Below are 22,716 nucleotides of genomic sequence, written 5' to 3' on the forward strand. Positions count from 1 at the left end.
GCTGATCCGAGCACTCGGCTTTGCCGCGCACAGTGGCGCGGTGGTCAATGTCAAAAGGATGTGAGATGACGGTATCGAATTCATGGGGCGTCAAACGCATCACTCGCGAAGGCAGCCTGTCCAAGGCGGTTCTGGAGCAGCTCGAGCGACGGATCACCTCGGGGGATGCGCCGGTGGGCAGCAAGTTGCCCACCGAGAGCGAATTGTGTGATGCCTTCGGCGTCAGTCGTACGGTGATTCGCGAAGCGATCACTCATCTCAAGTCGCTGGGGTTGGTCGAGACCCGCCGAGGGGTCGGGACGACGGTACTGCGCACCGATGTGGCCGAGCCGCGACCGGCCGTGCACATTAGCCCCAGGACCGTTGAGGATATTCTCCAGGTTCTGGAGCTGCGGTTGACGCTGGAACCCAGTGCCGCCGAACTGGCCGCGTTACGGCATGACGGTGATGACCGCACGAGGCTCGAGGCGCGGCATGCGGAGTTCGCCAAGGTGCAGGCCGGCCAGTCCCAGGCACGTCGCGAGGATTTTGCCTTTCACCATGCCATCGTCAAGGCGACGCACAATGTGTTCTTCGACCGCTTCTACGAGCCCTTGAGCGACAGCATGATCCCTCGCTCCAAGCTGCTCAGTGTCGATATCGACCCCAGCGCCTCGGCACGTTACCTCGAGCTGGTGCATCAGGAGCATACCCGGATCCTGGAGGCCATTCTCGATCGTGACGGCCAGGCGGCGCGCACGGCGATGCATGAGCACCTCGATCGCGCGCGGGACATGTACGCCCGCTATCGGGACAGCTGACGCGGGGGCTCAGCGGGCCAGCCAGAGTCCGACGACCACGGCAATGGCCACGGTGGTGAAGAAGACTCGGTTGCGCAGGCGGGTGTCTCGGCGGGGCTTGTCGGGGCGGTGCGTCACGATGACTCCTGGGGTCGGTGGATGATCAGGGCGAAAGGTGACTTGGCGCACCATGGTATTCCCGTTAGCCTGCTATCACCAGACGGCCCGCCGAACCGGAAGATGCCATGCCCCAGCCCGATATCGCCGCCCCCCTTGTCTTTGCCCATGCCAACGGCTTCCCTGGTCGAAGTTATCGTAGTTTCCTGACGCCGCTCGCGTCACGGTTCGATGTGCTCCCCGTGGAGCAGCTCGGTCACCATCCCGACTTTCCCGTGGGACACAACTGGCTGGCGCTGCGCGACGAGCTGCTGGCTCAACTGCGGGAATGTTCCGGCCCGGTGATCGGCGTCGGTCATTCCATGGGGGGGGTACTGACGGCCATGGCGGCCGAGCAGGAACCGGAACGCTTCCGTTGTGTGGTGATGCTCGATCCGCCCTTGATGCTGGGGCTCGACGCCATGGCCATGAAGGTGGCCAAGCGTCTCGGTTTTGTCGACCGGGTCACTCCGGCGGGTCGGACCCTGGGACGCCGCTCCCGTTGGTCGGACCGCACGGCCATGCGTGATTATCTGCGCCGTCGCGGCCTGTTTCGCCGTTTCACCGATCAGGCCCTGGACGACTATATCGAAGGCGGCACCCAGGAACTCGAGGATGGGAGCGTGGTACTGCGCTACGACCCCGGTATCGAAGTGGATATCTTTCGCCACCTGCCTGACCACTTGAATGACCTGCCCGGCAACGTGACGGTACCGCTGGGGGTATTGGCCGGTAGCGAGTCTGAGCTGCTCACGCCTCGACGACAGCGCCGCCTGGGGCGCCGAGGTGTCGGTGTCGCCAAGGTGCCCGGTGGCCACATGTTTCCCATGGAGCATCCGCAGGCGACCCGTGAGGCCTTGCTGGCCATGCTCGATACCCTGCTGGGAGGTGCCGGGCGATGATTCCGGAAGCGTCCATGCGTCTCGCCGACGGTCGGCTGGCCGCCCTGTCCTGGGGCGATGCGCGGGCACCGACCTGGCTCGCGCTGCATGGCTGGCTCGACAATGCCGCCAGTTTCGTACGGCTCGCGCCTCTGCTGGTCGAGCGCCTGGGAATCCGCATCGTGGCGCTGGACTTCGCGGGCCATGGCCATTCCCGTCATCTGACCGGGGAGGGACATTATGCCCTCTGGGACTACTGTCACGACGTGCTGGATGCTCTTGATGCGCTGGGGCTGGAGCGTACGCCGTTGCTGGCGCATTCGATGGGCGCCGGGGTGGCCTGTCTGCTTGCGGCGAGCCTGCCGGAACGGGTCGAGAGCCTGACCCTGATCGACGGCCTTGGTGCGGTCACCACTGACCCATCGGCCTCGTCGCGTCAACTGCGCAAGGGCCTGATGGCTCGTCGGCGGTCACGCTCGACGGCGCCACGCTATGCTGATATCGAAAGTGCTGTGGCGGCACGGGTGGCCGGCAGTGCCACGCCGATCGATGCGGTGACTGTTGCGCCGCTGGTCGAGCGGAATCTGGAGGCGCTGGCATGGGGCGAATGGCGGTTGCGCAGCGACTCACGCCTTCGCTGGGCCTCGCCGGTTCGGCTCACACCCGATCAGGTGTTGGCCGTGCTGGGCGCCATCCGTTGCAGTGTGCTGTTGATCGAGGGAGAGCAAGGCATTCTGGCCGAACGCGAGGGCATGGCGCGGGGAAGGGCAGCGGTCCCCGAGCTGACGAGGCGAGTGTTGCCGGGCGGTCACCATCTGCATCTGGAGCCGGAGCGGGTCGATGCCGTCGCCGCGGTGATCGCGGCGCATGTGCAGGGCGCTGATCGATCCTGAAGGAGGAGATGACCATGGCCGAACGACATGCCGATGAGGAAACCGGTCGGCGCGTGGTGCTGGCACTGGGCAGCGGTGGTGCTCGTGGCTATGCGCATATCGGGGTCATCGAGGAGCTCGAGGCACGGGGCTACGAGATTGTGGCCTTGTCGGGCTGTTCCATGGGAGCGCTGGTGGCTGGTGTCTATGCGGCGGGTGAGCTGGAAGCCTATCGTGACTGGGTCTGCCGCCTGGACTACTTCGACGTGCTGCGCATGGTAGACGTCACCTGGAGCCCGATGGGGGCCATGAAGGCCAGCAAGGTGATGAGCAAGCTCGAGGAACTGGTCGGTGATACCTTGATCGAGGACCTGCCGATTCCGGTGACCACCGTGGCCACCGACCTGACCCGGCAGCGTGAGGTATGGTTCCAGTCCGGGGCGTTGTTGCAGGCTATTCGGGCCTCCATCGCGGTGCCGGGCGTGATCACGCCGGTCTATCGGGGGAGCCAGGTGCTGGTGGACGGTGGCCTGCTAAATCCCCTGCCGGTGATGCCGGCGGTGGGAGTGCGTGCGGATTTCCTCATGGCGGTCAACGCCACTGCTCACACCTCGCGGCCGGTGACGCTGGAATCCTTGTTGCCGCCCGAGGAAGCCGCTGAGGAGCAGGCTCGCGAGAAAGAACGTGACCGTTCCGGTGCGGTCGATTTCGGCGGCTGGATGGAGGGCGTGCGGGGTGCGACCCGTCGACTCTTCGATGGGTTCGGTAGCGGGGATGACGACGCCGAAAAGGGCAAGCAGGAGCGCGATCGCCATGCCTGGGGGCGCCTCGACATGATGCTGGCCTCCTTCGATATCGCCCAGGGCGCGATCGCCAATTACCGGCTGGCGGGCTATCCGCCGGACGTGCTGGTCGAGATCCCAAAGACGGTTTGCGGTGCCTACGAATTCCATCGTGCCGAGGCGCTGATACGCCTGGGGCGGCACCTGGCCAGGGAAGCACTGGATCGGCGCGAGCGTGAGCTCGGGGTGGGCACGTCGCCTCCTTAGGAAATACTGAATAAATCGCTGGGCACCGCGTAACAACGCGATTTGCATGCGCCGGCATTGAAGCACTGTTTCCCTTAACGTTGACGTCGCAGCAGCACATAGACCGCGCCGGTACCGCCATCGACATCGGTGGCCGAACAGAAGGCCAGTACGCTTGGCCATTCGCGCAACCAGGCATTGACGTGGCTCTTGATCACCGGGTAATCGGAGGTGGCGCCCCAGGCCTTGCCATGCACGACCAGCACGCAACGGGCTCGCTCGGCTTCGGCATCGCGCAGGAAGGTTTCGAGTTCCAGCCGGGCTTCGTCGACGGTATGGCCATGCAGATCCAGCCCCGCTTCCCAGGCGATCCGGCCTCGCTTGAGCTGGCTGCGGGTGCGGTAGGGGAGGTCGGGCAGGGCGAAATCGAGATACGCCGAGGGTCTGACGGCCTCGACGCGACCATCGGAGGTGCGACCGGTGGCGTTGTCCGAGCCGGCGGCGGTAGCCGCCGCGCGTCGTGCCCGGGCGGCTTCGTCTTCCCGGCGCGGACGACCCGGGTCGGCGCGGTTGCTCTGCAGCGGACGCACGCCGGCCTTGCTCAGCGCCTGGCGGAAGGCGCTGATGTCATCGGCGTCCGGCTGGTAGCGGCGTCGGCTCATGTCGTGGCTCGCATGGTCCTGAAAAGGGGCCAGTATACCGGCCCTGGCGTGGCTGTGAACCGCCGCCGAGGGTACAATCAGGGGCCAGTCGCTTCCCATGCAACCGCGAACAGGATCTCCCGTGGCCGAATCCGTCTGCTCTTCATCGACTTCCACCCTGGCGCTCGACGACGCCGAACTTGCCGAGGGGCTGATCTCCCTGCGGGATTGCCTGCGCTGGGCCACCAGCGAGTTTCACCTGGCCGGCCTGCATTACGGCCATGGTACCGATTCCGCCTGGGACGAGGCGGTGGCCCTGACGCTCGGCGCCTTGCATCTGCCATGGAACGTCGATCCCGGCGTACTCGATGCGCGCCTGTTGCCCATGGAGCGTCGTCGTATCATCGGGCTCGTCAGGGAGCGCATCGGCAGCCGTCGTCCCTTGCCCTATCTGTTGGGTGAGGCCTTCTTCGCCGGTGTGCCATTCAATGTCGACGAGCGGGTGTTGATCCCGCGGTCGCCCATCGCCGAGCTGATCGAGCATGGTTTCGGTGCCTGGTTCCCCGTCGAGCCGCCGGCACGGGTGCTGGATCTGTGCACCGGCTCCGGCTGCATCGGCATCGCGACCGCCTTGCATCTGCCCACCTGTGAGGTCGATCTGGCCGATGTCAGTGCCGACGCCCTGACGGTGGCGCGCCAGAACGTCAGCCGCCATGATGTCGGCGACCGAGTGCAGGCCGTCGCGTCGGACGTCTTCGACGGCCTCGAGGGCCGACGCTACGACCTGATCGTCGCCAATCCGCCTTATGTCGATGCCCGGGATCTGGCCACCATGCCCGCCGAGTTTCGCCACGAGCCGGGGTTGGCGCTGGGGGCCGGGTCCGATGGCCTGGACATCGTGAGGCGCATCCTGCGCCAGTCCCGCGAGCACCTGACCGACGATGGCGTGCTGATCGTCGAGGTCGGCAACTCCGATCACCACCTGGAGGCCGCCTTCCCCGAGGTTCCCTTCCTGTGGCTGGAATTCGAGCGCGGCGGTCAGGGGGTGTTCGCGCTGACCGCCGCGGAACTCGACGCCCATGCGGCGTCCTTCGCCTGATTCGTCATTGAGGAACGCCCATGTCCGGCAATACCTTCGGCAAGCTGTTCACCGTCACTACCTTCGGCGAGAGCCATGGCCCGGCGCTCGGCGCCATCGTCGATGGCTGCCCGCCGGGTGTGCCGATCGACGAAGAGACTCTGCAGCGAGATCTGGACCGGCGTCGACCGGGCTCCTCACGGCATACCACCCAGCGCCGCGAGCCCGATCGGGTGCGCCTGTTGTCCGGCGTCTTCGAGGGGGTGACCACGGGGACGGCCATCGGGCTGTTGATCGAGAACACCGACCAGCGATCCAAGGACTATTCGAAGATCAAGGATCAGTTCCGCCCGGCCCACGCCGACTATACCTATCATCATAAATACGGCATCCGCGACTACCGTGGCGGCGGCCGTTCCAGTGCCCGTGAAACCGCCATGCGGGTGGCGGCCGGCGCCATCGCCAAGCAATATCTGGCCAGCCAGGGTATCCGGGTTCGCGGTTACATGAGCCAACTCGGTCCGATCGCCATCGACTTCAAGCAGTGGGAATCGGTGGACGACAATCCTTTCTTTTGCCCCGACCCGGACAAGGTGCCCGAGCTCGAGGCCTACATGGACCAGCTGCGGCGTGACCAGGACTCGGTGGGGGCGCGAATTTCGGTGGTCGCCGAGGGCGTGCCGCCGGGCCTGGGGGAGCCGGTCTTCGATCGTCTCGATGCCGAGCTGGCGCATGGCCTGATGAGCATCAATGCCGTGAAGGGCGTGGAGATCGGCGACGGCTTCGCCTCGGTGGCCCAGCGGGGCAGCGAGCATCGTGATGAGATGTCGCCCGAAGGCTTCCTCTCCAATCATGCCGGTGGTGTCCTGGGCGGGATTTCCAGTGGCCAGACGGTCATCGCACACCTGGCACTCAAGCCGACCTCCAGCATCACCATTCCGGGACGTTCCATCGATGTCAGCGGTGCCCCGGTGGAGGTGGTCACCCGAGGGCGCCACGATCCCTGTGTCGGCATTCGTGCCACGCCCATTGCCGAGGCGATGATGGCACTGACCCTGATGGATCATCTCCTGCGGCATCGTGGCCAGAATCAGGACGTTGAGGTGTCGACGCCCAGACTGGCCTGAGTGGAATGTCCTGGTCGGCCGGACTGCTACACTTGGCAGTGTCACCTCATTCACTTCGGCCAGGCGAGGCGCCCATGAAGATCAATGTCGAGTTCGATTTGACTCCCGATGAATTCCGCCGGGCTCTCGGGCTGCCCGATGTGGAAGCGTTTCAACAGGACTTGCTGGAGCGCATCCAGAAACAGATGGAATCCGGCGTCGAGGGCTATGATCCGATGAGCCTGATGCAGCCCTTCCTCCAGCAGCCTCTCTTTCAGCAGGGCATGGCCAACTTCGGTAACTATCAGCAGATGATGATGGATATGCTGAGCCGTGCCGCTTCGGGGGCTGGCCAGGGACAGGGGGGCGGCCCGGATGAGGCTCCCTCCGGTGGATCCGAACAGGGAGGCGGCCAGTCGTCCTCGGCCAGCGCGAGGTCGCGGAGTCGGCGCAATAGCTGAGCCACCCAACCGCTGACGCAACACGTCGTCATTATCTTGCAACGGTCGGCATGCCAGACTAGTCTTTGTGCAGTGCAGCACGCGTTTCATCCGCTTTCCTCGAGGAGGAACTGGCCATGCAAGACAAGATGATCGATGCGTTCAACGAGCAGGCGCGTGAGTTCTTCACGCCGATGCGCAAGCTCAATACCCTGATGCTGGACAACATGGAGCGAGTGACCCAGTACCAGCTGGATGCCATGAAGCGTTACAGCCAGATGGGAAGCTCGCGCCTGCGGGATGCCGCCGATGTCAGCGACGCCGAACAGTTTCGTGACTTCGGGACCCGCCAGGTCGAGATGATGACGGAACTCTCCAACCAGATGCTCGAGGATGCCCGAGCCATGAGCGAGATGAGCCTGCGCTTCAAGAGCGAACTGGAAGCTCTCTACGGCGAGTCGAGCCAGGTAATGGCAGAGTCGATGTCAGAGTCGGGTGCCGAAGCGCCGAAGGAAGCAACCGGGCCGGCCAAGGCAACCAGTCAGGCGTCGCGCAAGCGTAGCTGAGCGGTTTCCACACGATCAATCAGGCGTTGCCCGAGACATCTCGACCAGTGCAGCCCCTTCTCGGGCAATGCCCAGGACGCCGTCATCCGCTGGTCGATCGGGTGGCGGTTGTGTGTTCAGGTCACGGGAGGGAGTGATGCAGCCAGGGAATCATGCGCCATCGCAGGCCGACCTCGAGGCATGGGGGGAGCAGGCCAGGCTGATCGGCGAACAGTATCGGGCCCTGATCGAGGATGTGATGCCACGTCTGGTGCCTGATGCCGCCGCCGAATCCGTCTATGCCGACATGCACGAAAGCTTTCGTGCCGGTGCCGAGGCACTGAATCGCGATCCTTCCCTGCTGTGGCAGACGCAGGCACGCCTGATGGAGGACCAATACCAGTTGTGGCAACACGGTCTCAAGGCGCTGTCCGGCGAATCGGTGACACCGCTGGTCACGCCAGGGAAGGGCGATCGGCGTTTCCAGGACGACGCCTGGCATAGCGACCCCTTCTACATGTCGATCATGCAGCAGTACCTGCTGTTCGCTCGCCGCGTCGAGGCGCTGGTGGACAGTCTCGAGGGCCTGTCGGATGACCATCGTCGCAATCTCGCCTTCTATGCACGGCAGATGGTCAATGCGGTCTCGCCGACCAACTTCGTCACCACCAACCCGGAGGTGATGCGGCGCACCCAGGAAACCCGCGGCCAGAACCTGGTGGATGGTCTCGCTCGGTTGCGCGAGGATCTTGCCAACTCCGCCGAGGGCCTCAATGTCACCATGACCGACCGTAGTGCCTTCGAGATCGGCAACAATATCGCCGTCACGCCAGGGGCGGTGATCTTCGAGAACGAGCTGATGCAACTGATCCAGTATGCACCCAGCACCGAGAAGGTCTTCAAGACGCCGTTGCTGGTGGTGCCGCCCTGGATCAACAAGTATTACGTGCTCGACCTGCGCCAGGAAAACTCGCTGATCAAGTGGCTGGTGGATCAGGGGCACAGTGTCTTCCTGATCTCATGGCGCAACCCGGGCCCCGAGCAGCGTGATCTGACCTGGGCCGACTACATGCAGATGGGGCCCATCGCCGGGATGGAGGCCATCGAGCAGGCCATTGGCGAGAAGTCGGTCAACCTGCTGAGCTACTGTGTCGGCGGCACCCTGACGGCTTCCACGGTGGCCTATCTGACCAGCACTCGGCGCGGCCGAAAGGTTCGTTCGGTCACCTACATGGCGACCCTGCAGGACTTTCGCGACCCCGGCGAACTGGGCGTTTTCCTTACCGAGCCGGTGCTCAAGGGCATCGAAGACAAGCTCGAACAGGATGGTTATCTGGATGGTCGAGTCCTGGCCTACTCCTTCAACCTGCTGCGCGAGAATGACCTGTTCTGGTCGTTCTACATCAACAACTACCTCAAGGGAGACGCGCCGGCTCCCTTCGACCTGCTGTATTGGAATACCGATGGCACCAACCTGCCGGCGGGAACCCACGGCTGGTATCTGCGGCACCTTTACCGGGAAAACCGCCTTGTCGAGCCGGATGGCATCGAGCTCGACGGCGTGAAGATCGACCTGCGCAAGATCTCGGCGCCCAGCTACTTCGTGTCTACCCGCGAGGACCACATCGCCAAGTGGAACAGCACCTATTACGGCGCCCTGCTGCCCAAGGGGCCGGTCACCTTCGTGCTGGGCGGCTCCGGTCATATTGCCGGCATCGTCAACCCGCCCCACAAGAACAAGTATGGCTTCTGGACCAATGAGGAACTCCCGGACGACCATGAGGCCTGGCTCGAGGGAGCCGAAGCACACGAAGGCTCCTGGTGGCCGCACTGGCAAGCCTGGATGACCGACAATGGCTATGCCGATCCGGGCAAGCTCGTACCGGCCCGTCAGCCAGGAGAAGGTCAGCTCGACATCCTCGAACCGGCGCCGGGGCGTTACGTGAAGACGACCATTCCGGAAGTGCTAGGGGAAAACCAAGCCTGAAGCTGGAAGAGCCGGGCTTCGCCCGGCTCGGCTTCGCCGGGAGCTGTAAGCTATAACCGGGCTTTGCCCGGAGCTGTAAGCCTTAAGCTGTAAGCTTTAAGAAAAACCAACCGGGCTTCACCCGGAGCTGTAAGCCTTAAGCTGTAAGAACCCCCAGGGCTCGAAAAGGGCAGGGGGTATGCTGCCTACGAGCTACGAGCTACGAGCTACGCTGCCTTGGGGTTGCCCTTCGAATCTCGTAGCTCGATGCTCGCGGCTTACAGCTTACAGCTTACAGCTTACGGCTTACGCCGTAGCCCCGGCAGCACCAGCAGCGCGGCCAGCAGCCATACCGGCCAGCTGCCGGTGCGGGTGAAGGGTGTCAGGCCTTCCATGGGGGTGTATTCACCGATCAGGGTGGCGGCTTCGAACTGGGGCAGGCGATCGGTGGTGCGTCCTCTTGGATCGATGATGGCGGTGACGCCGTTGCTGGTGGCCCTGACCACGTAGCGACCGTTCTCCAGAGCGCGTAAACGGGCCATCTGTAGGTGTTGCTGGGGCCCCAGGGAGTCACCGAACCAGGTATCGTTGGAGAGTGTGAGGAGCACCTCGGCGTGGCGAGCCTGATTCGCGACCAGGTCGGCGTAGATGATTTCGTAGCAAATGGCATTGCCGATGCGGGTGCCGGCGGCGACCATCGGCGCCTGACCATCGGGGCCCGGTGTCATGGCCGGCATCGGCAGGTCGAAGAAGGCAATGGCGCCGCGCAGCAGGCTTTCCAGTGGCAGGTATTCACCGAAGGGCACCAGGTGGCGCTTGCGGTACTCGCCTTGCACGCCGTTCAGGCCGATCACGCTGTTGTAGAAGTTGCCCTCCCCGTCGCGTTGCAGAATCCCGGTGAGCAGCTGGGTCTCGGGTGACAGACTCGCTTGGGCGCTGTCCAGCACCGGCCGGGCCTGGTCCTCGAACATCGGCAACGCTGCTTCCGGCCAGATCACCAGGTCGAGAGGTGTATCGTCCAGGGCTTCAGTCAAGTGCCGATAGGTGTCGATGGCGGTACGCTGGCCCTCCGGGGTCCACTTGATCAACTGCGACAGATTGCCTTGCAGCAGGGCGACACGCACGGGCTCGCCGGCAGGTTGGGTCCACTGTTGCGGCAACGCCAGGGGGACCAGCCAGAGGCTGGCAAGGGGCAGGGCAGCCCACCAGCGGCGGCGCAGCAGCTCCACACCCAGGGCGCCGCTCAGGGCGGCGATCAGTGACAGCAGATAGACGCCTCCCACTGGCGCCCAGGACGCCAGCGGCGAATCCACCTGGCCGCTGCCCAGCAACAGCCAGGGAAACCCGGTGAACAGCCAGGTGCGCAGGGCCTCGCCCAGGACCCAGGCCCCGGCGAAGGTGAGCACGGCGAATCGCGGCCCGGCAAGGCGTCGATAGAGCCAGAGCGTGACGGCGAAGAACAGCGCCAGGGCAACCACGAACAACGCCGTCAAGGCCACGGCCAGGGGGACGCCGGTATAGCCGTAGTCGTGAATCGAGACGTAGACCCAGGAGGTGCCAGTACCGAACAGGCCGAGACCGTAGCTCCAGCCGCGCCAGGCCGCCTGTCGTGGTGACAGGGCGGGCAGGCCTGCATAGAGCAGGCCGGCGGCCACCGGGGCGAGCCACCAGAGCATGAAGGGGGCGGCGGAGAGCGTGGTCAGCACACCGGCCGCCACGGCGGCCAGGCAACCGATGAGGGAACGGGAGCGAAAGGCAGGCATGGTTCCGTCCATGGTCGTCAAATCCGAGGGCTAGGGCTCACCGGTCGTCGTCGCTATCCCGTTCGGCTTCCAGCAGGCGGATGCGGCGGTTGTCGGCGTTGAGCACGGTGAAGCGCCAGCCGCCGATCTCGGTGTGTTCGCCGCGCCCGGGCAGGTGGCCGAAGCGCTGCATGACGAGGCCACCCAGGGTGTCGAATTCCTCGTCGGAAAGACGGGTGCCAAAATGTTCGTTGAAGTCTTCGATGGGGGTCAGGGCACGAATGGCATAGCGGCCATCGCCCAGGTCGCGTATGTCCGCCTCTTCGTCGGTGTCGTGTTCGTCCTCGATGTCGCCGACGATTTCCTCGAGGATGTCTTCGATGGTCACGATGCCGGCGGTGCCGCCGTATTCGTCCACCACCACGGCCATGTGGTTGTGGGTGTCCCGGAACTCCTTGAGCAGGCTGTTGAGGCGCTTGGATTCCGGCACGAACATCGCCGGGCGCAGCACTTCTTCGAGCTGGAAGGTGTGGCCGTTATCCTGGCCGTTGCGCAGCAAGGGAAGCAGGTCCTTGACCAGCAGGATTCCCTTGACCTCGTCGAGGTTCTCGCCGATGACCGGATACCGCGAATGACCGGTCTCGAGAATCACCGGCAGGTATTCCTCCAGTGGCTGGTCAAGGTCGATGGCGTTGACCTGGGAGCGTGGAATGAGCACCTCGCGAACCTGCTGGTCGCTGATGTTCAGGGCGCCTTCGATGATCATCATGGCGTCCTGATCGAGCTTGAGCCGGGTTGCCGCCTGGTTAAGGAATGCCAGGAGTTCGGCGCGGGAGCTGGGTTCGTCGCTGTCGCTGGAAAGGGCGCTGAACAATTTATCGAGCCAGGACTTGCTGCCCTGGCTACTCGATCGGTCTTCGCTCATGCGTCGGCTCTCTCATCCTCGGTATCGATGTCGCGCGGGGGAGGGCTGGGGGTTGCATAGGGATCGGCGATGCCCAGTCCGGCGAGTATGTCTCGTTCGAGGGCTTCCATGACCTCGGCTTCATCGTCTTCGATATGATCGTAACCCAACAGGTGCAGCGTGCCATGCACGACCATGTGGGCATAGTGATCGATCAGGGATTTGTGCTGCTGCTCGGCCTCGGCGACGACGACCGGATGGCAGATCACCAGGTCGCCGAGCAGGGGAATAGGGACCGTCGGCGGGCACTCGAAAGGAAAGGAGAGCACATTGGTCGGACGGTCACGGTCACGATAGTCGCGGTTCAGGGTCCGGCTTTCCTCGGCATCGACGAAACGGATCGTCAGCTCGTGCCGTGCCTCGCCGGGGTGGCGAGACAGCACGCCGGCCACCCAGGTCTGGAGGTCCGCCAGTGGCGGCAGGTCCTCGGCGTCGAGAGCAGCTTGGCGATCGATATCCGGCGAGCTCATGAGCCTTCCGTTTCGCCGTCGTCACGGCGCTCCTGTCGTTGCTGACGCTGTGCTTCGCGCTCCTGCTCACGGGCTTCTCGCTTGGCCCTGGCCTCGGCTTCCTGTTCGGCCTCGAAGACATCGTAGGCTTCGATAATGCGTTGCACCAGAGGGTGGCGCACCACGTCCTTGGCGGCGAAATGCGTCACGCCGATACCGGGGGTATCCTTGAGCACATCGAGGACCTGAATCAACCCCGAGGTCTGGCCGCGCGGCAGGTCGACCTGGGTGATATCGCCGGTGATCACGGCCGTGGAGCCAAAACCGATGCGCGTCAGGAACATCTTCATCTGCTCACGGGTCGTGTTCTGACTCTCGTCGAGGATGATGAAGGCGTTGTTGAGCGTGCGACCGCGCATATAGGCCAGCGGCGCGATCTCGATGATCTGCCGCTCGATGAGCTTGGCGACCTGTTCGAAGCCGATCATCTCGTAGAGGGCGTCGTAGAGTGGCCGCAGGTAGGGGTCGATCTTCTGGGCCAGGTCGCCGGGCAGGAAACCGAGCTTCTCGCCGGCCTCGACGGCGGGGCGGACCAGCAGGATACGGCGTACCTCCTGCTGGTTGAGCGCTTCCACGGCAGCGGCGACGGCCAGATAGGTCTTGCCGGTGCCGGCCGGGCCGATACCGAAGTTGATGTCGTGGGCCCGGATGCTCGAGACGTAGCCCTGCTGGTTGAGCCCGCGCGGCTTGATCAGCGCCTTGGGGGTTCGAATCAACACCTCGGCTTCGTCGCCTGCCCTTTCTTCCTCTTCTTCCAGCGCCTCGAGTCCCGATTCCTGTAGGAAGAGGTGCACGGTATCCGGCGTCAGCTCACTGGCTTCGGCTTCCCGATAGAGGTGCTCGACGACATTGGACGCAGCCTTGACTCGAGGCTCCGGCCCGGCGAGTTGAAAGGTGTTGCCGCGATTGCGCAGCGTGATGCCGAGCCGGGCCTCGATCAACTTGAGGTGCTCGTCGCGTTGCCCGCAGAGGTTGGCCAGGCGGCGCGGGTCATTGGGCTCGAGGTTCAGCGTGATGATGCGATTGGCCGGTGTGGATGACTGGCTCAAGACAGGCGGGTCCATGGGTTGATGAGTGATCGCTGCCAGCTTACTGCCACCTTGGGTGCCGGAGCAATGAGCGGGGCAGGGGCCATGAGCGGTTGTGCGTCGTCACCGGATGTCATTTCGTGGCCGACATGACGGTGGCAGATGCGCGGGCCCGCGAGAAGCGGGCCTGGACGTTGCTCGTGATGAGTGACCATTTTTCGGGAACTGGCGTCAGAAACGCTCCGGAGATGCCAGGTCGCCACGCAAGGAGTTGGGCAGCGCCTCGGTGATCTCCACGTCGACGAAGTAGCCGATCAGCTCGGTGGGGTTGGGAGCGCGAAAATTGACCACCCGGTTGTTCTCGGTGCGCCCGGATAACTGGCCAGGGTCCTTGGGCGAGAAGCCGGTGACCAGGATGCGTTGGGTCGTGCCCACCATGCGCCGGCTGATCTGCATGGCCTGCTGGTTGATGCGTTCCTGCAGGATGGCCAGACGCTGCTTCTTGACCGCTTCCGGGGTCTCGTCGGGCAGGTCGGCCGCCGGCGTACCGGGGCGTGCCGAGTAGACGAAGCTGAAGGAAACATCGAAGCCGATGCGATGGATCAGGTCCATGGTCGACTCGAAGTCCGCCTCGGTCTCGCCGGGAAAGCCGATGATGAAGTCCGAAGAGAAGCTGATGTCCGGGCGCAGGGCACGAATGCGTTCCAGCTTGTCGACATACTCCTCGACGGTATGGCCACGCTTCATGGCCGCCAGGACGTTATCAGAGCCGGCTTGCACCGGCAGGTGAAGATGGCTGACCAGTTCCGGAATTTCGCCATAGGCCTCGATCAGGCTGTCGGAGAACTCCACCGGATGCGAGGTGGTGAAGCGGATGCGGTCGATGCCCTCGACGGCGGCCACACAGCTGATCAGTTCGGCCAGGTCGATCTCGTCGCCGAGCTGATTCTCGCCGCGATAGGCGTTGACGTTCTGGCCCAGCAGGTTGATCTCGCGGACTCCCTGATCGGCCAGGTGGATCACCTCATCCATCACGGTCTCGAAGGGCCGCGACACTTCCTCGCCCCGTGTGTAGGGCACCACGCAGAAGGTGCAGTACTTGGAGCAGCCCTCCATGACCGAAACGAAGGCGGTGGCGCCGTCGGAACTCGGCTTCGGCAGGTGGTCGAATTTCTCGATCTCCGGAAAGGTGACATCGACCACCGAGATCTTGTCGTCCTGTCGAGCGTCGAGCATGGACGGCACGCGGTGCAGGGTCTGAGGGCCGAACACCATGTCCACCTGGGGCGCACGCTTGCGCAGGGCCTCGCCTTCCTGACTGGCCACGCAACCGCCGACGCCGATCACCAGATCCGGATTGGCATCTTTCAGCTTTTTCCAGCGACCCAGCTGATGGAAGACCTTTTCCTGTGCTTTCTCACGGATCGAGCAGGTGTTGAGCAGGATGACATCGGCATCATGCTCGTCGTCGGTGAGTTCCAGCTGATGGGATTCGCCGAGCAGATCCGCCATGCGTGCGGAGTCATACTCGTTCATCTGGCAGCCGTGTGTCTTGATGAAGAGTTTCTTCGCCATAAGAGTCTGGTCGTGGCGTCTAGGCCCGACGGATTGCACCGGTGGATGAGGATTCGCGGGATGAGACGTGCTGTCTTCCGAGGCGGCAATTATACGCGTGGCCGCCGCCGGGGGCCAGTATCGTGCGCTGCCGGTGGCGCCACGTCTATGGTACCTTTGACGCCTGTGTCGGTTACGGAAACACTGCTTAAATGCCTACGCATGCAAATCGCGTCGTTACGCGGTGCTCGAAAGCTCGCCTAACCCCTCGTTATGTCTCGCTTTCTGTGCTCCGTGCGCCTTGCGCTTCACGATGCTCGGCGATTTATTCAGTATTTCCTTACGGCGGGGATGCTCGACTGGTCATGATCTGATCGATACCGCGATCATGCCGGCAGCTCGCCGCCTGGCCGGTGGTTTCCAGCGGTTTTCCCGATACTTGTCCACAGCAACTGTGGATGATCGCTCCCCGGGGGCGTTGTGCTCATCACGGGCCGGGTCGGAAGGGAGTCCGGCGCCACCCTCATCGCCGTGGGATACTGCAGATAGAGCCTTGGACAGCCAGGATGACGGCATGACGATGCAACGAAGCAAGAGAGTGACACTGGGCGTGCTGCTCGGGGCCCTGGCCCTGCCGGTTCTCGCTCAGCAGAATGATAGTGAAGACGATGCCTCGCGTTGGGTGTCCGATGAACTGACCACCTATGTCCGCAGCGGGCCCACCGACGGTTATCGCATTGTCGGCAGCCTGACCGCCGGCGAACCGGTGGAAGTGCTCGGCACCGAGGGTGATTACACGGAAGTGCGCAGCGAGAGTGGCGATGAGGTCTGGGTGCCTAGCGACCAGCTTCAGGACACCCCCAGCGCTCGCGTTCAGCTGCCGGAAATGGCCTCTCGTGTCGAGGAACTGAGCGAGGAACTGTCCGGCATCAATGAGACCTGGGAGGGTCGCATCAATGCGCTCAGCGAGACGCTCGAGGTGCGTGAGCAACGCATCGCCGAGCTCGAAGGGCGCAATCACGAACTCGCTACCGAGGCTGAGCAGTCCCGCAGTACCGTCCGTAACCTGCAGGCTCGCCTGGAAACCCAGGAAGAGGATCTGTTGATGCGTTACTTCATGTACGGAGGCGGTGTGGCAGGTGCCGGTCTGCTGGTAGGGCTGATCGTGCCGCACTTGCCGCGTCGACGTCGAAAGCGCGATCGCTGGTTCTGAGCGAGGGCGACATGAACGAAGATTGGCGACAGCGTTGGCGGGAAGGGCGCATCGGCTTTCACCGCGAGGCGGTGCATCCCGCTCTCGAGCGCCATTGGCCCGAGCTGGGCGTCGGCGAGGATGCCAGGGTACTGGTGCCCTTGTGTGGCAAGAGTCTGGACATGCGCTGGTTGGCCGAACGAGGCCATGCAGTGCAGGGCATCGAACTGGCCGAGACCGCCATCGAACAGTTCCTGGCCGAGGGTCAGGGCGAGGTGTCTCGCTACCATCATGAGTGCTTCGCTGTCAGCCGCCAGGGGCGAGTGGCGTTGTGGTGCGGCGACTTCTTCCATTTCCACATCGATGACGCGGCGGAGATCGGGGCCTTCTATGATCGAGCGGCCCTGATCGCCCTGCCCGAAGCTCGGCGACAGCGTTATGCCTTCCACCTTGCCCAATTGCTCCCGCCCGGGGGGCGCGGGCTCTTGATCAGCCTGACCCGGGCGCCGGGTGATACGGGTGGGCCACCCTTTGAGGTGACCGCCGACGAGGTGCATGAACGTTTCTCGCCCAATTTCGAGGTCACTCACCTGGAGGATGGCGACCCCGAACCCGGAAGCGGCTTTCGGGAGAGCGTCTGGCATCTGGTCCGGCGCGGCCCGGGCCGCTAGGAAAACCCTGAATAGCCGAGCATAGTGAAGGCTAGGCCCGTTCCCGACGGGCCATCGCATTTCCCGCATCCACGTGGGTCACGCAAGGCGCACGGAGCACAACTCTTAACCCGGCAAGCTTTGATGTCGGGTTAATCGCGGCACAGGGATGTGCCGCCGCCGGCCGTCAGGCCGGCGCGAGCCCGCGCCACACCAGAAGATCCACGCATCTGCGCCAGCGTGGTGCGGGCGACAATCAGATAGATCAGGACGATCTATTTGATTGCCAGGTTAATAGAAGCGGCTGACGATCAGGGAGGCATTGACGCCGCCGAAACCGAAACCATTGCACAGCGCATGCCGGGTCGATTGTTCGCGTGACGAGCCGGGAATGAAGTCCAGGTCGTGCATGTCGTCGTCAACGGTGTCCAGGTTGAGGGTCGGCGGTAACCTGCCGTGCCTCACCGCCAGGCTGGTGATCACACTCTCGACGCCGCCAGCGGCACCCAGCAGATGGCCGGTGGCCGATTTGGTCGAGGAGATGGGGACCGCGCCGAGTCCTTCGCCGAATACCCGTCGGAGCGCCGCGATCTCGGCCCGGTCACCGACCGGTGTCGAGGTGGCATGGGCGTTGACGTAACCGATCTCTCTGGCGGGCAGTCCGGCCATGCGCAGAGCGGCCTGGATGGCGGCGGCGGCCCCGGCGCCGTCCTCGGGGCCGGCGGTGATGTGGTGGGCGTCGGCGCTGGTGCCGTAGCCGCTGAGTATGGCGAGTGGCGTGGCGCCGCGTGCCTCGGCGTGGGTCAGGGTTTCGATCACCATCAAACCCGCGCCTTCCCCCATGACGAAGCCATTGCGCACCTTGTCGAAGGGGCGAGAGGCGCGTGTCGGGGTGTCGCGCTCCGTGGAAAGGGCCTTCAAGGCGTGGAAACCGGCCAGCGATAGCGGGTCGACGCAGGCTTCGGCGCCGCCCACCAGGGCGACTTCGGCCTCGCCGCTGCGCAGTAGACGCATGCCATCGCCGATGGCCTGGATGCCTGCCGCACAGGCCGTGACGGGACATCCCAATGGCCCGGTGAAGCCATGGCGAATCGACAGGTTGCCCGCGGCCATGTTGGCCAGGAAGGCCGGTACGGTGAAAGGCGACAGGCGCCGGTGACCGCGGTTCGCCAGGGTTTCCTGCGCTCGAGTGATGGTGGGAAAGCCGCCGATGCCCGAGGCCACGATGGTGGCAGTGGCACTTCGGTCGGCAGCATTCCCGGGGAACCAGTCGGCCTGCTCCAGGGCCTGTTGCGCGGCGGCCATGGCATAGAGGCTGAAAAGATCGAGCTTGCGGCGTTCCTTGGCGTCGGCGATGGTGTCGGGGTCGAAGCCCGCGTCGTGGTCTTCGTCGAGGTCGGGGACCAGGCCGGCGATGGTGATCGGCAACTCGCCGGTATCGAAGCGCGTGATGGGGCCGATGCCGGAATGGCCCGCCAGCAGGCGCTCCCAGGTTGCCTTGACGCCATTGCCGAGCGGGCCGATCATGCCCATGCCAGTGATGACGATAGGGGACGTCATGGTGCCTCCTGAAGATTCGTGAGTCGCGGCCAACCTAGCACCGGGCTATATATGATCAAGGTAATATTCTGTCGCGCGAGGACGAGGTTTCCATGCCGTATTCCGCTGCTCACAAGGCGCGGTCTCGAGAGCGCATCCTGACCGCCGCCACGGAATTGTTCTGTCGCCATGGCTTCGACAAGGTCTCCATCGGGCAGATCATGAAGCAGGCGAAGATGACCCATGGCGCTTTCTATGCGCATTTCGCGTCGAAGGAAGCTCTTTATGACGCCTCCATCCGTGAAGCGCTCAAGAACAGCCGTGCGGCGCGCCTGGTCAAGGGCCCCTTGTCGGTGAAACATCTGACGGCCCTGGCGGCCAACTGCTGGAACCTGCAGGAACTGGAGCGCAAGCGTGCGCCGGGCCCGGAGACGGTACTGTTCAACGAGATCGGCAATGACAATGCCGAGATCAAGACGCTGTTCGAAGCCTCCTATCTCCGCATGCGCAAGATGCTGGAGACGCGGCTGATTGCCTTGAGCCGTCTGAAGAAACTCCCTTTCGAGCCGGATCGTGAACTGATCGCCGAGAAGTCCCGGACCATCCTGGCCTCTCTGGTGGGAGCCGTCGCCATCGCCAAGAGCCTTCCCGACGAGGCAGAGCGGCGTCAGCTGCTGGAGGCTTCCCAGCGGCAGATCTTGCGCATGCTGGGGGTCGATGATCACGAGCTGGACGGTCTGTCCGGCGCCATTGAGTGAGAGACTCGGAGGTGCCGTGCGCGATGCTTCCCCGCTGAAAGTCTACTATGACGCAGCCTGCCCGCTCTGCCGTCGCGAACGACGTCGCTATGAGCGGCTGGCGCGGTACTCGGAATCGGTGGAATGGCTGGATGCCAATACCCACGAGGCCGTGTTGAATGAGCACGGCGTCACGGTTCAAGAGGCCTTGCTCTCGCTGCATGTGGAGGATGCCGAGGGTGCGCTGCACCGGGGCATGGATGCCTATATCCTGCTGATGCGCCGTATTCCCGGGTTGCGCCCCCTGGCCGTGCTCATCGGCCTGCCCGTGCTCAAGCCCGTGCTGACCTGGTGGTACGATCGCTGGGTCAGGCGGCGACTGGCTCGGCAAGGTCGGTTATAGCCGACGTTACTCGGGACGCCATTCGACCGGCAGAGACTCGATCAGAAACGTCATGAAGGCCCGGACTTTCGGGGTCAGGTCGCGTCGGTCGCCGACGCACAGGTAGATATCCATGGGCTCCGAGACGGCGCGCGCCGAGGTGCGGCGGTTCGTCTCGAACAGCGATATCAGGTGTCCCCGGTCGAGATGCGGTCGGGCGATGAATGCCGCCAGCCGCGTGATGCCGCCTCCTTGCAATGCCATCTGGGCCAGGACATCGATGTCGTCGCTGATCATGGCGACGCGCGTATCGGGCTCGAAGCGCAGGCCATCCCGGATGAACCCCCAGCTTAGAAAACGGCCGTCCCGAGGGAAGCGGAAGACCAGGCAGTCGTGTTCCTTGAGGTCTTCCGGTTCGCGAGGCGTACCGGCGCGTGCCAGGTAGTCAGGGGAGGCGCAGAAGAAGAAGGGAATCGAGGCAATGCGTCGGGCGACCAGCCCTTCCTCCAGTTGCGGCGCGAAGCGCACGCTGACGTCGACGGTTTCACCGATATGGTCGACGTGACGATCAGTGGTGAGTATCTCGAGGGAAAGATGGGGATAACGGCGTGTGAAGTCGGGGATCAACGGTGCCAGCACGTGTCGTCCGAAGGCGGCGGTGGAGGCAATGCGCAGATGGCCGCGAGGTTCGTGACGCAAGCTGGCGATGGCGTCGTGGGCCCGTTCGATGTCCCGGGCAATATGCTTGACTCGGGCATAGTAGGCGGTCCCGCTGTCGGTGAGTCCCAGGCGGCGTGTGGTACGGGTCAACAACCGGGTATCCAGATGGGCCTCCAGGCGGGCGAGTTGTTGACTCGCGGCTGCCGGGCTGATGCCCAGTCGCTTGGCGCCGCCGGCAATGCTGCCGGCTTCCACGGCGCTGGTGAAGCAGGTAATGGCGCGCAAGGTGTCCATATGGTTTTCCGACGTATGAGAAGGGTTATTCGTAAGCAGACGTTTATAGTGAGATTGGCGGTGGGCGTCTAGTGAGAGACCCAGGGCTGGGCTAGGGTAACGCTTTCCGAGAACGAGCCACCGAGGAGAAACGATGAACCGATCGATGATATCCCCGCGACACGAGCGCTCGAGAGGAGTGCGTCGGCTGGTGGCCAGGCGTGGGCTGCCAAGCCGGTTCACGCCGGTGGTGTTCGCCTTCTACATGGCATCGATCATGGCGTTTCTGATGACGCTGGTGATCACTCTGATCAACGAGGGCATGGCGCCGGGGTTCATGGGCCGTGTACTGCACGCCTATATCCTGGCCATGCCGGTGGCTTTCGTGTGCGTCCTGATCGTCAGGCCGCTGGTCGTGCGGCTGGTCGCCTTGACCATCGAGAAGGAGCAGAATTGATGCGACACCTGTCTGGACACTCGCCTTCCACTCGACAATGACAGTGCCTTATCGCCGTGGCCGAGGCATTCGACTGCCGTCTTGTCGCCGCGTAGGCGTTGACGCCTTTCATGTCTTCCTTCGTATCGCGTTCGCTGCGGGGGCGTCCTGGGCAAGGGCGCCCTTGGAATGTCATTCATGGCAATACCGTTTGGGTCCAAGCATCGAGGGGCGTAGGTTCAGCCCCACCAGCATGACCAGGATAATGGCAGGCATCAGAGGCCATGGACGTTGTGTCGAACGATCGGTCAGGGTGGTTTCCATGATGGTCTCTCGAAAGACGGGGTGGGATGGCCGGGCTTGTGCCGGGGGGTGACGTTCGGCACGATATTTCCTCAACCAGACTTGAGGTCAAGGCAGGAAGGATGATGACGAATCGCAGGCTGAATCCTCGAAAGCAGTCGTTGACGGTGGGAGATGTCGCCCGACGCAGTGGCGTCGCGGTATCCACCGTGCATTTCTACGAGGCCAAGGGGTTGATCGAGAGCACTCGCAACGCGGGTAATCAGCGGCGCTTCTCCCGGGATGTGCTGCGCCGCGTGGCCGTGATCAAGATCGCCCAGCGCACGGGAATGCCGCTGGCCGAGATCAAGGCCTCGCTGGATGACCTGCCCACGTCCCGCACGCCCGATGCCGAGGACTGGCGACACTTGTCGGAGCAGTGGCGTAGTGCGCTGGATGAGCGAATCGACTGTCTGATCGCGTTGCGCGATCAGCTCGATGGATGCATCGGCTGTGGTTGCCTGTCGTTGAAGAGCTGCCCGTTGCGCAATCCCGGGGATGTGCTGGCAGATGCCGAGGAGGGGGAAGCCTCGTCATCGTCCCCCGGGACTTGCGTGCCCCGCCGATGACGAGGGCGCGTGGTATCAGTCGGCGTGCAATCGATTCAGGGTGGTGACCAGCCGCTGGCAGAGTCCATCCAGTGCGTCGCCCTGAGCGGTGTTGGCGAGGCGGCCTTCGGCATCGAAGGCGTCACCGGCCTTCGCGACGGCAAGCTGGTCGGGGAGTACCGTCACGCCGATATTGGTGAGCAACTGGCGCAGGTGATTCAGGGCGCGAAGACCGCCCAGGCCGCCGGGGGAGGCGGCAACGAGGCCGGCGTGGCGCTCCTTGAACAGGGCGAGCCCGCTCTCGCCCTGATGGGGACGAGTGAGCCAGTCGATGGTGTTGGTCAACAGCGGCGTGACGAAGCCGTTGTATTCCGGCGAGGCGATCAGCAGGCCTTGATGCTCGGCGAGCAGTTCCCTCAACGCCAGGGCATTGTCGGGCAGTCCCTCCGCCTCCTCCAGATCGCCGTCATAGAGCGGCATGGGATAGTCGCGCAGGTCGATGAAGGTAGGCTGGCCACCGAGCGCTTCGATGCGTGCCGCAGCGAGCTTCGCCAGACGCTTGTTGAAGGAGGCCTCGCGGGCACTGCCGGCGAATACCAGAATACGTGGAACGGCCATGGATACACTCCTTTCCAGAATCACGGGTTCAGAGGGTGATCTTCCATGGT

Annotated in this window: 25 protein-coding genes; 15 read left to right on the forward strand and 10 right to left on the reverse strand. The window is 63.9% G+C overall.

Annotated elements, in window-relative coordinates; genetic code table 11:
• Window positions 1-65 precede the first annotated feature (65 nt).
• From RSO41_RS11790 to RSO41_RS11805, 4 genes are all read left to right on the forward strand, one after another.
• Entirely contained in the window at window positions 66-800 is a 735-nt protein-coding gene (locus RSO41_RS11790; protein ID WP_315619302.1) for a FadR/GntR family transcriptional regulator, read from the forward strand.
• A 224-nt stretch (window positions 801-1,024) separates the two neighbouring features.
• Complete coding sequence (locus tag RSO41_RS11795) at window positions 1,025-1,837, forward strand: alpha/beta hydrolase (protein ID WP_315619303.1); 813 nt, start codon at window positions 1,025-1,027, stop codon at window positions 1,835-1,837.
• A 14-nt stretch (window positions 1,838-1,851) separates the two neighbouring features.
• The gene (locus RSO41_RS11800; RefSeq protein ID WP_315619304.1) at window positions 1,852-2,709 is read left to right on the forward strand and encodes an alpha/beta hydrolase; all 858 of its coding nucleotides are present in this window, start codon (window positions 1,852-1,854) and stop codon (window positions 2,707-2,709) included.
• Between the two features lie 14 nt (window positions 2,710-2,723).
• Window positions 2,724-3,737 (forward strand): patatin-like phospholipase family protein, encoded by a 1,014-nt coding sequence (locus RSO41_RS11805; RefSeq protein ID WP_315619305.1) that lies wholly within the window; start codon window positions 2,724-2,726, stop codon window positions 3,735-3,737.
• A 74-nt stretch (window positions 3,738-3,811) separates the two neighbouring features.
• Here the strand turns inward: RSO41_RS11805 and RSO41_RS11810 are convergent, their stop codons facing one another.
• On the reverse strand, window positions 3,812-4,378 hold the full coding sequence (locus RSO41_RS11810; RefSeq protein ID WP_315619306.1) for a Smr/MutS family protein: 567 nt from the start codon (window positions 4,376-4,378) through the stop codon (window positions 3,812-3,814).
• A 97-nt stretch (window positions 4,379-4,475) separates the two neighbouring features.
• Here RSO41_RS11810 and prmB point away from each other — a divergent pair, with 97 nt between their 5' ends.
• From prmB to phaC, 5 genes are all read left to right on the forward strand, one after another.
• Entirely contained in the window at window positions 4,476-5,456 is a 981-nt protein-coding gene (gene prmB, locus RSO41_RS11815) for a 50S ribosomal protein L3 N(5)-glutamine methyltransferase (protein ID WP_315619307.1), read from the forward strand.
• Window positions 5,457-5,476: 20 nt separating this feature from the next.
• Window positions 5,477-6,562 carry a chorismate synthase gene (aroC, locus tag RSO41_RS11820; protein ID WP_315619308.1) on the forward strand — a complete coding sequence of 362 codons (1,086 nt, stop codon included), beginning with the start codon at window positions 5,477-5,479 and terminating at the stop codon, window positions 6,560-6,562.
• A gap of 74 nt (window positions 6,563-6,636) precedes the next feature.
• Complete coding sequence (locus RSO41_RS11825; protein ID WP_315619309.1) at window positions 6,637-7,002, forward strand: DUF6489 family protein; 366 nt, start codon at window positions 6,637-6,639, stop codon at window positions 7,000-7,002.
• Window positions 7,003-7,118: 116 nt separating this feature from the next.
• Window positions 7,119-7,547 (forward strand): phasin family protein, encoded by a 429-nt coding sequence (locus tag RSO41_RS11830; protein ID WP_315619310.1) that lies wholly within the window; start codon window positions 7,119-7,121, stop codon window positions 7,545-7,547.
• Between the two features lie 136 nt (window positions 7,548-7,683).
• Entirely contained in the window at window positions 7,684-9,513 is a 1,830-nt protein-coding gene (phaC, locus tag RSO41_RS11835; RefSeq protein ID WP_315619311.1) for a class I poly(R)-hydroxyalkanoic acid synthase, read from the forward strand.
• Window positions 9,514-9,791: 278 nt separating this feature from the next.
• Here phaC and lnt read toward each other — a convergent pair whose 3' ends face one another.
• The 5 genes from lnt to miaB all read right to left on the reverse strand — a co-directional run bounded on the left by lnt (window position 9,792) and on the right by miaB (window position 15,310).
• Window positions 9,792-11,255 carry an apolipoprotein N-acyltransferase gene (lnt, locus tag RSO41_RS11840; protein ID WP_315619312.1) on the reverse strand — a complete coding sequence of 488 codons (1,464 nt, stop codon included), beginning with the start codon at window positions 11,253-11,255 and terminating at the stop codon, window positions 9,792-9,794.
• Between the two features lie 37 nt (window positions 11,256-11,292).
• Window positions 11,293-12,159 (reverse strand): HlyC/CorC family transporter, encoded by an 867-nt coding sequence (locus RSO41_RS11845; protein WP_315619313.1) that lies wholly within the window; start codon window positions 12,157-12,159, stop codon window positions 11,293-11,295.
• Window positions 12,156-12,668 (reverse strand): rRNA maturation RNase YbeY, encoded by a 513-nt coding sequence (ybeY, locus tag RSO41_RS11850; RefSeq protein ID WP_315619314.1) that lies wholly within the window; start codon window positions 12,666-12,668, stop codon window positions 12,156-12,158. Before ybeY ends, RSO41_RS11845 begins: the two co-directional genes overlap by 4 nt.
• A complete protein-coding gene (locus RSO41_RS11855; RefSeq protein ID WP_410000332.1) occupies window positions 12,665-13,771 on the reverse strand; it encodes a PhoH family protein in 1,107 nt (368 codons plus the stop codon). The genes ybeY and RSO41_RS11855 overlap by 4 nt, the downstream gene beginning before the upstream one ends.
• Before the next feature lie 195 nt (window positions 13,772-13,966).
• Window positions 13,967-15,310, reverse strand: coding sequence for a tRNA (N6-isopentenyl adenosine(37)-C2)-methylthiotransferase MiaB (gene miaB / locus RSO41_RS11860; RefSeq protein ID WP_315619316.1), 1,344 nt, complete (start codon window positions 15,308-15,310; stop codon window positions 13,967-13,969).
• 553 nt (window positions 15,311-15,863) lie between these two features.
• Here miaB and RSO41_RS11865 point away from each other — a divergent pair.
• On the forward strand, window positions 15,864-16,502 hold the full coding sequence (locus RSO41_RS11865) for a TIGR04211 family SH3 domain-containing protein (protein WP_315619317.1): 639 nt from the start codon (window positions 15,864-15,866) through the stop codon (window positions 16,500-16,502).
• 11 nt (window positions 16,503-16,513) lie between these two features.
• Complete coding sequence (locus RSO41_RS11870; RefSeq protein ID WP_315619318.1) at window positions 16,514-17,152, forward strand: thiopurine S-methyltransferase; 639 nt, start codon at window positions 16,514-16,516, stop codon at window positions 17,150-17,152.
• A 270-nt stretch (window positions 17,153-17,422) separates the two neighbouring features.
• Here RSO41_RS11870 and fabF read toward each other — a convergent pair whose 3' ends face one another.
• Window positions 17,423-18,691 (reverse strand): beta-ketoacyl-ACP synthase II, encoded by a 1,269-nt coding sequence (gene fabF, locus RSO41_RS11875; protein ID WP_315619319.1) that lies wholly within the window; start codon window positions 18,689-18,691, stop codon window positions 17,423-17,425.
• Between the two features lie 92 nt (window positions 18,692-18,783).
• On the opposite strand from fabF, the gene RSO41_RS11880 reads away from it, so the two are divergent.
• Window positions 18,784-19,428 (forward strand): helix-turn-helix domain-containing protein, encoded by a 645-nt coding sequence (locus tag RSO41_RS11880; protein ID WP_315619320.1) that lies wholly within the window; start codon window positions 18,784-18,786, stop codon window positions 19,426-19,428.
• A 16-nt stretch (window positions 19,429-19,444) separates the two neighbouring features.
• Complete coding sequence (locus RSO41_RS11885) at window positions 19,445-19,810, forward strand: DUF393 domain-containing protein (RefSeq protein WP_315619321.1); 366 nt, start codon at window positions 19,445-19,447, stop codon at window positions 19,808-19,810.
• 6 nt (window positions 19,811-19,816) lie between these two features.
• On the opposite strand, the gene RSO41_RS11890 is transcribed toward RSO41_RS11885, so the two are convergent.
• Window positions 19,817-20,743 carry a LysR family transcriptional regulator gene (locus RSO41_RS11890; protein ID WP_315619322.1) on the reverse strand — a complete coding sequence of 309 codons (927 nt, stop codon included), beginning with the start codon at window positions 20,741-20,743 and terminating at the stop codon, window positions 19,817-19,819.
• Between the two features lie 133 nt (window positions 20,744-20,876).
• On the opposite strand from RSO41_RS11890, the gene RSO41_RS11895 reads away from it, so the two are divergent.
• On the forward strand, window positions 20,877-21,179 hold the full coding sequence (locus tag RSO41_RS11895) for a DUF2798 domain-containing protein (RefSeq protein ID WP_315619323.1): 303 nt from the start codon (window positions 20,877-20,879) through the stop codon (window positions 21,177-21,179).
• 171 nt (window positions 21,180-21,350) lie between these two features.
• On the opposite strand, the gene RSO41_RS11900 is transcribed toward RSO41_RS11895, so the two are convergent.
• Window positions 21,351-21,482, reverse strand: a complete 132-nt coding sequence (locus RSO41_RS11900; RefSeq protein ID WP_315619324.1) for a hypothetical protein — start codon at window positions 21,480-21,482, stop codon at window positions 21,351-21,353.
• Between the two features lie 104 nt (window positions 21,483-21,586).
• Between RSO41_RS11900 and soxR the strand changes: the two genes are divergently transcribed.
• Entirely contained in the window at window positions 21,587-22,069 is a 483-nt protein-coding gene (soxR, locus tag RSO41_RS11905; RefSeq protein ID WP_410000333.1) for a redox-sensitive transcriptional activator SoxR, read from the forward strand.
• 15 nt (window positions 22,070-22,084) lie between these two features.
• Here soxR and RSO41_RS11910 read toward each other — a convergent pair whose 3' ends face one another.
• A complete protein-coding gene (locus tag RSO41_RS11910) occupies window positions 22,085-22,666 on the reverse strand; it encodes an NAD(P)H-dependent oxidoreductase (protein ID WP_315619325.1) in 582 nt (193 codons plus the stop codon).
• Window positions 22,667-22,716: the final 50 nt, after the last annotated feature.

The sequence above is a fragment of the Halomonas sp. I1 genome (assembly GCF_032334135.1).
Classification (GTDB): Bacteria; Pseudomonadota; Gammaproteobacteria; order Pseudomonadales; family Halomonadaceae; genus Halomonas.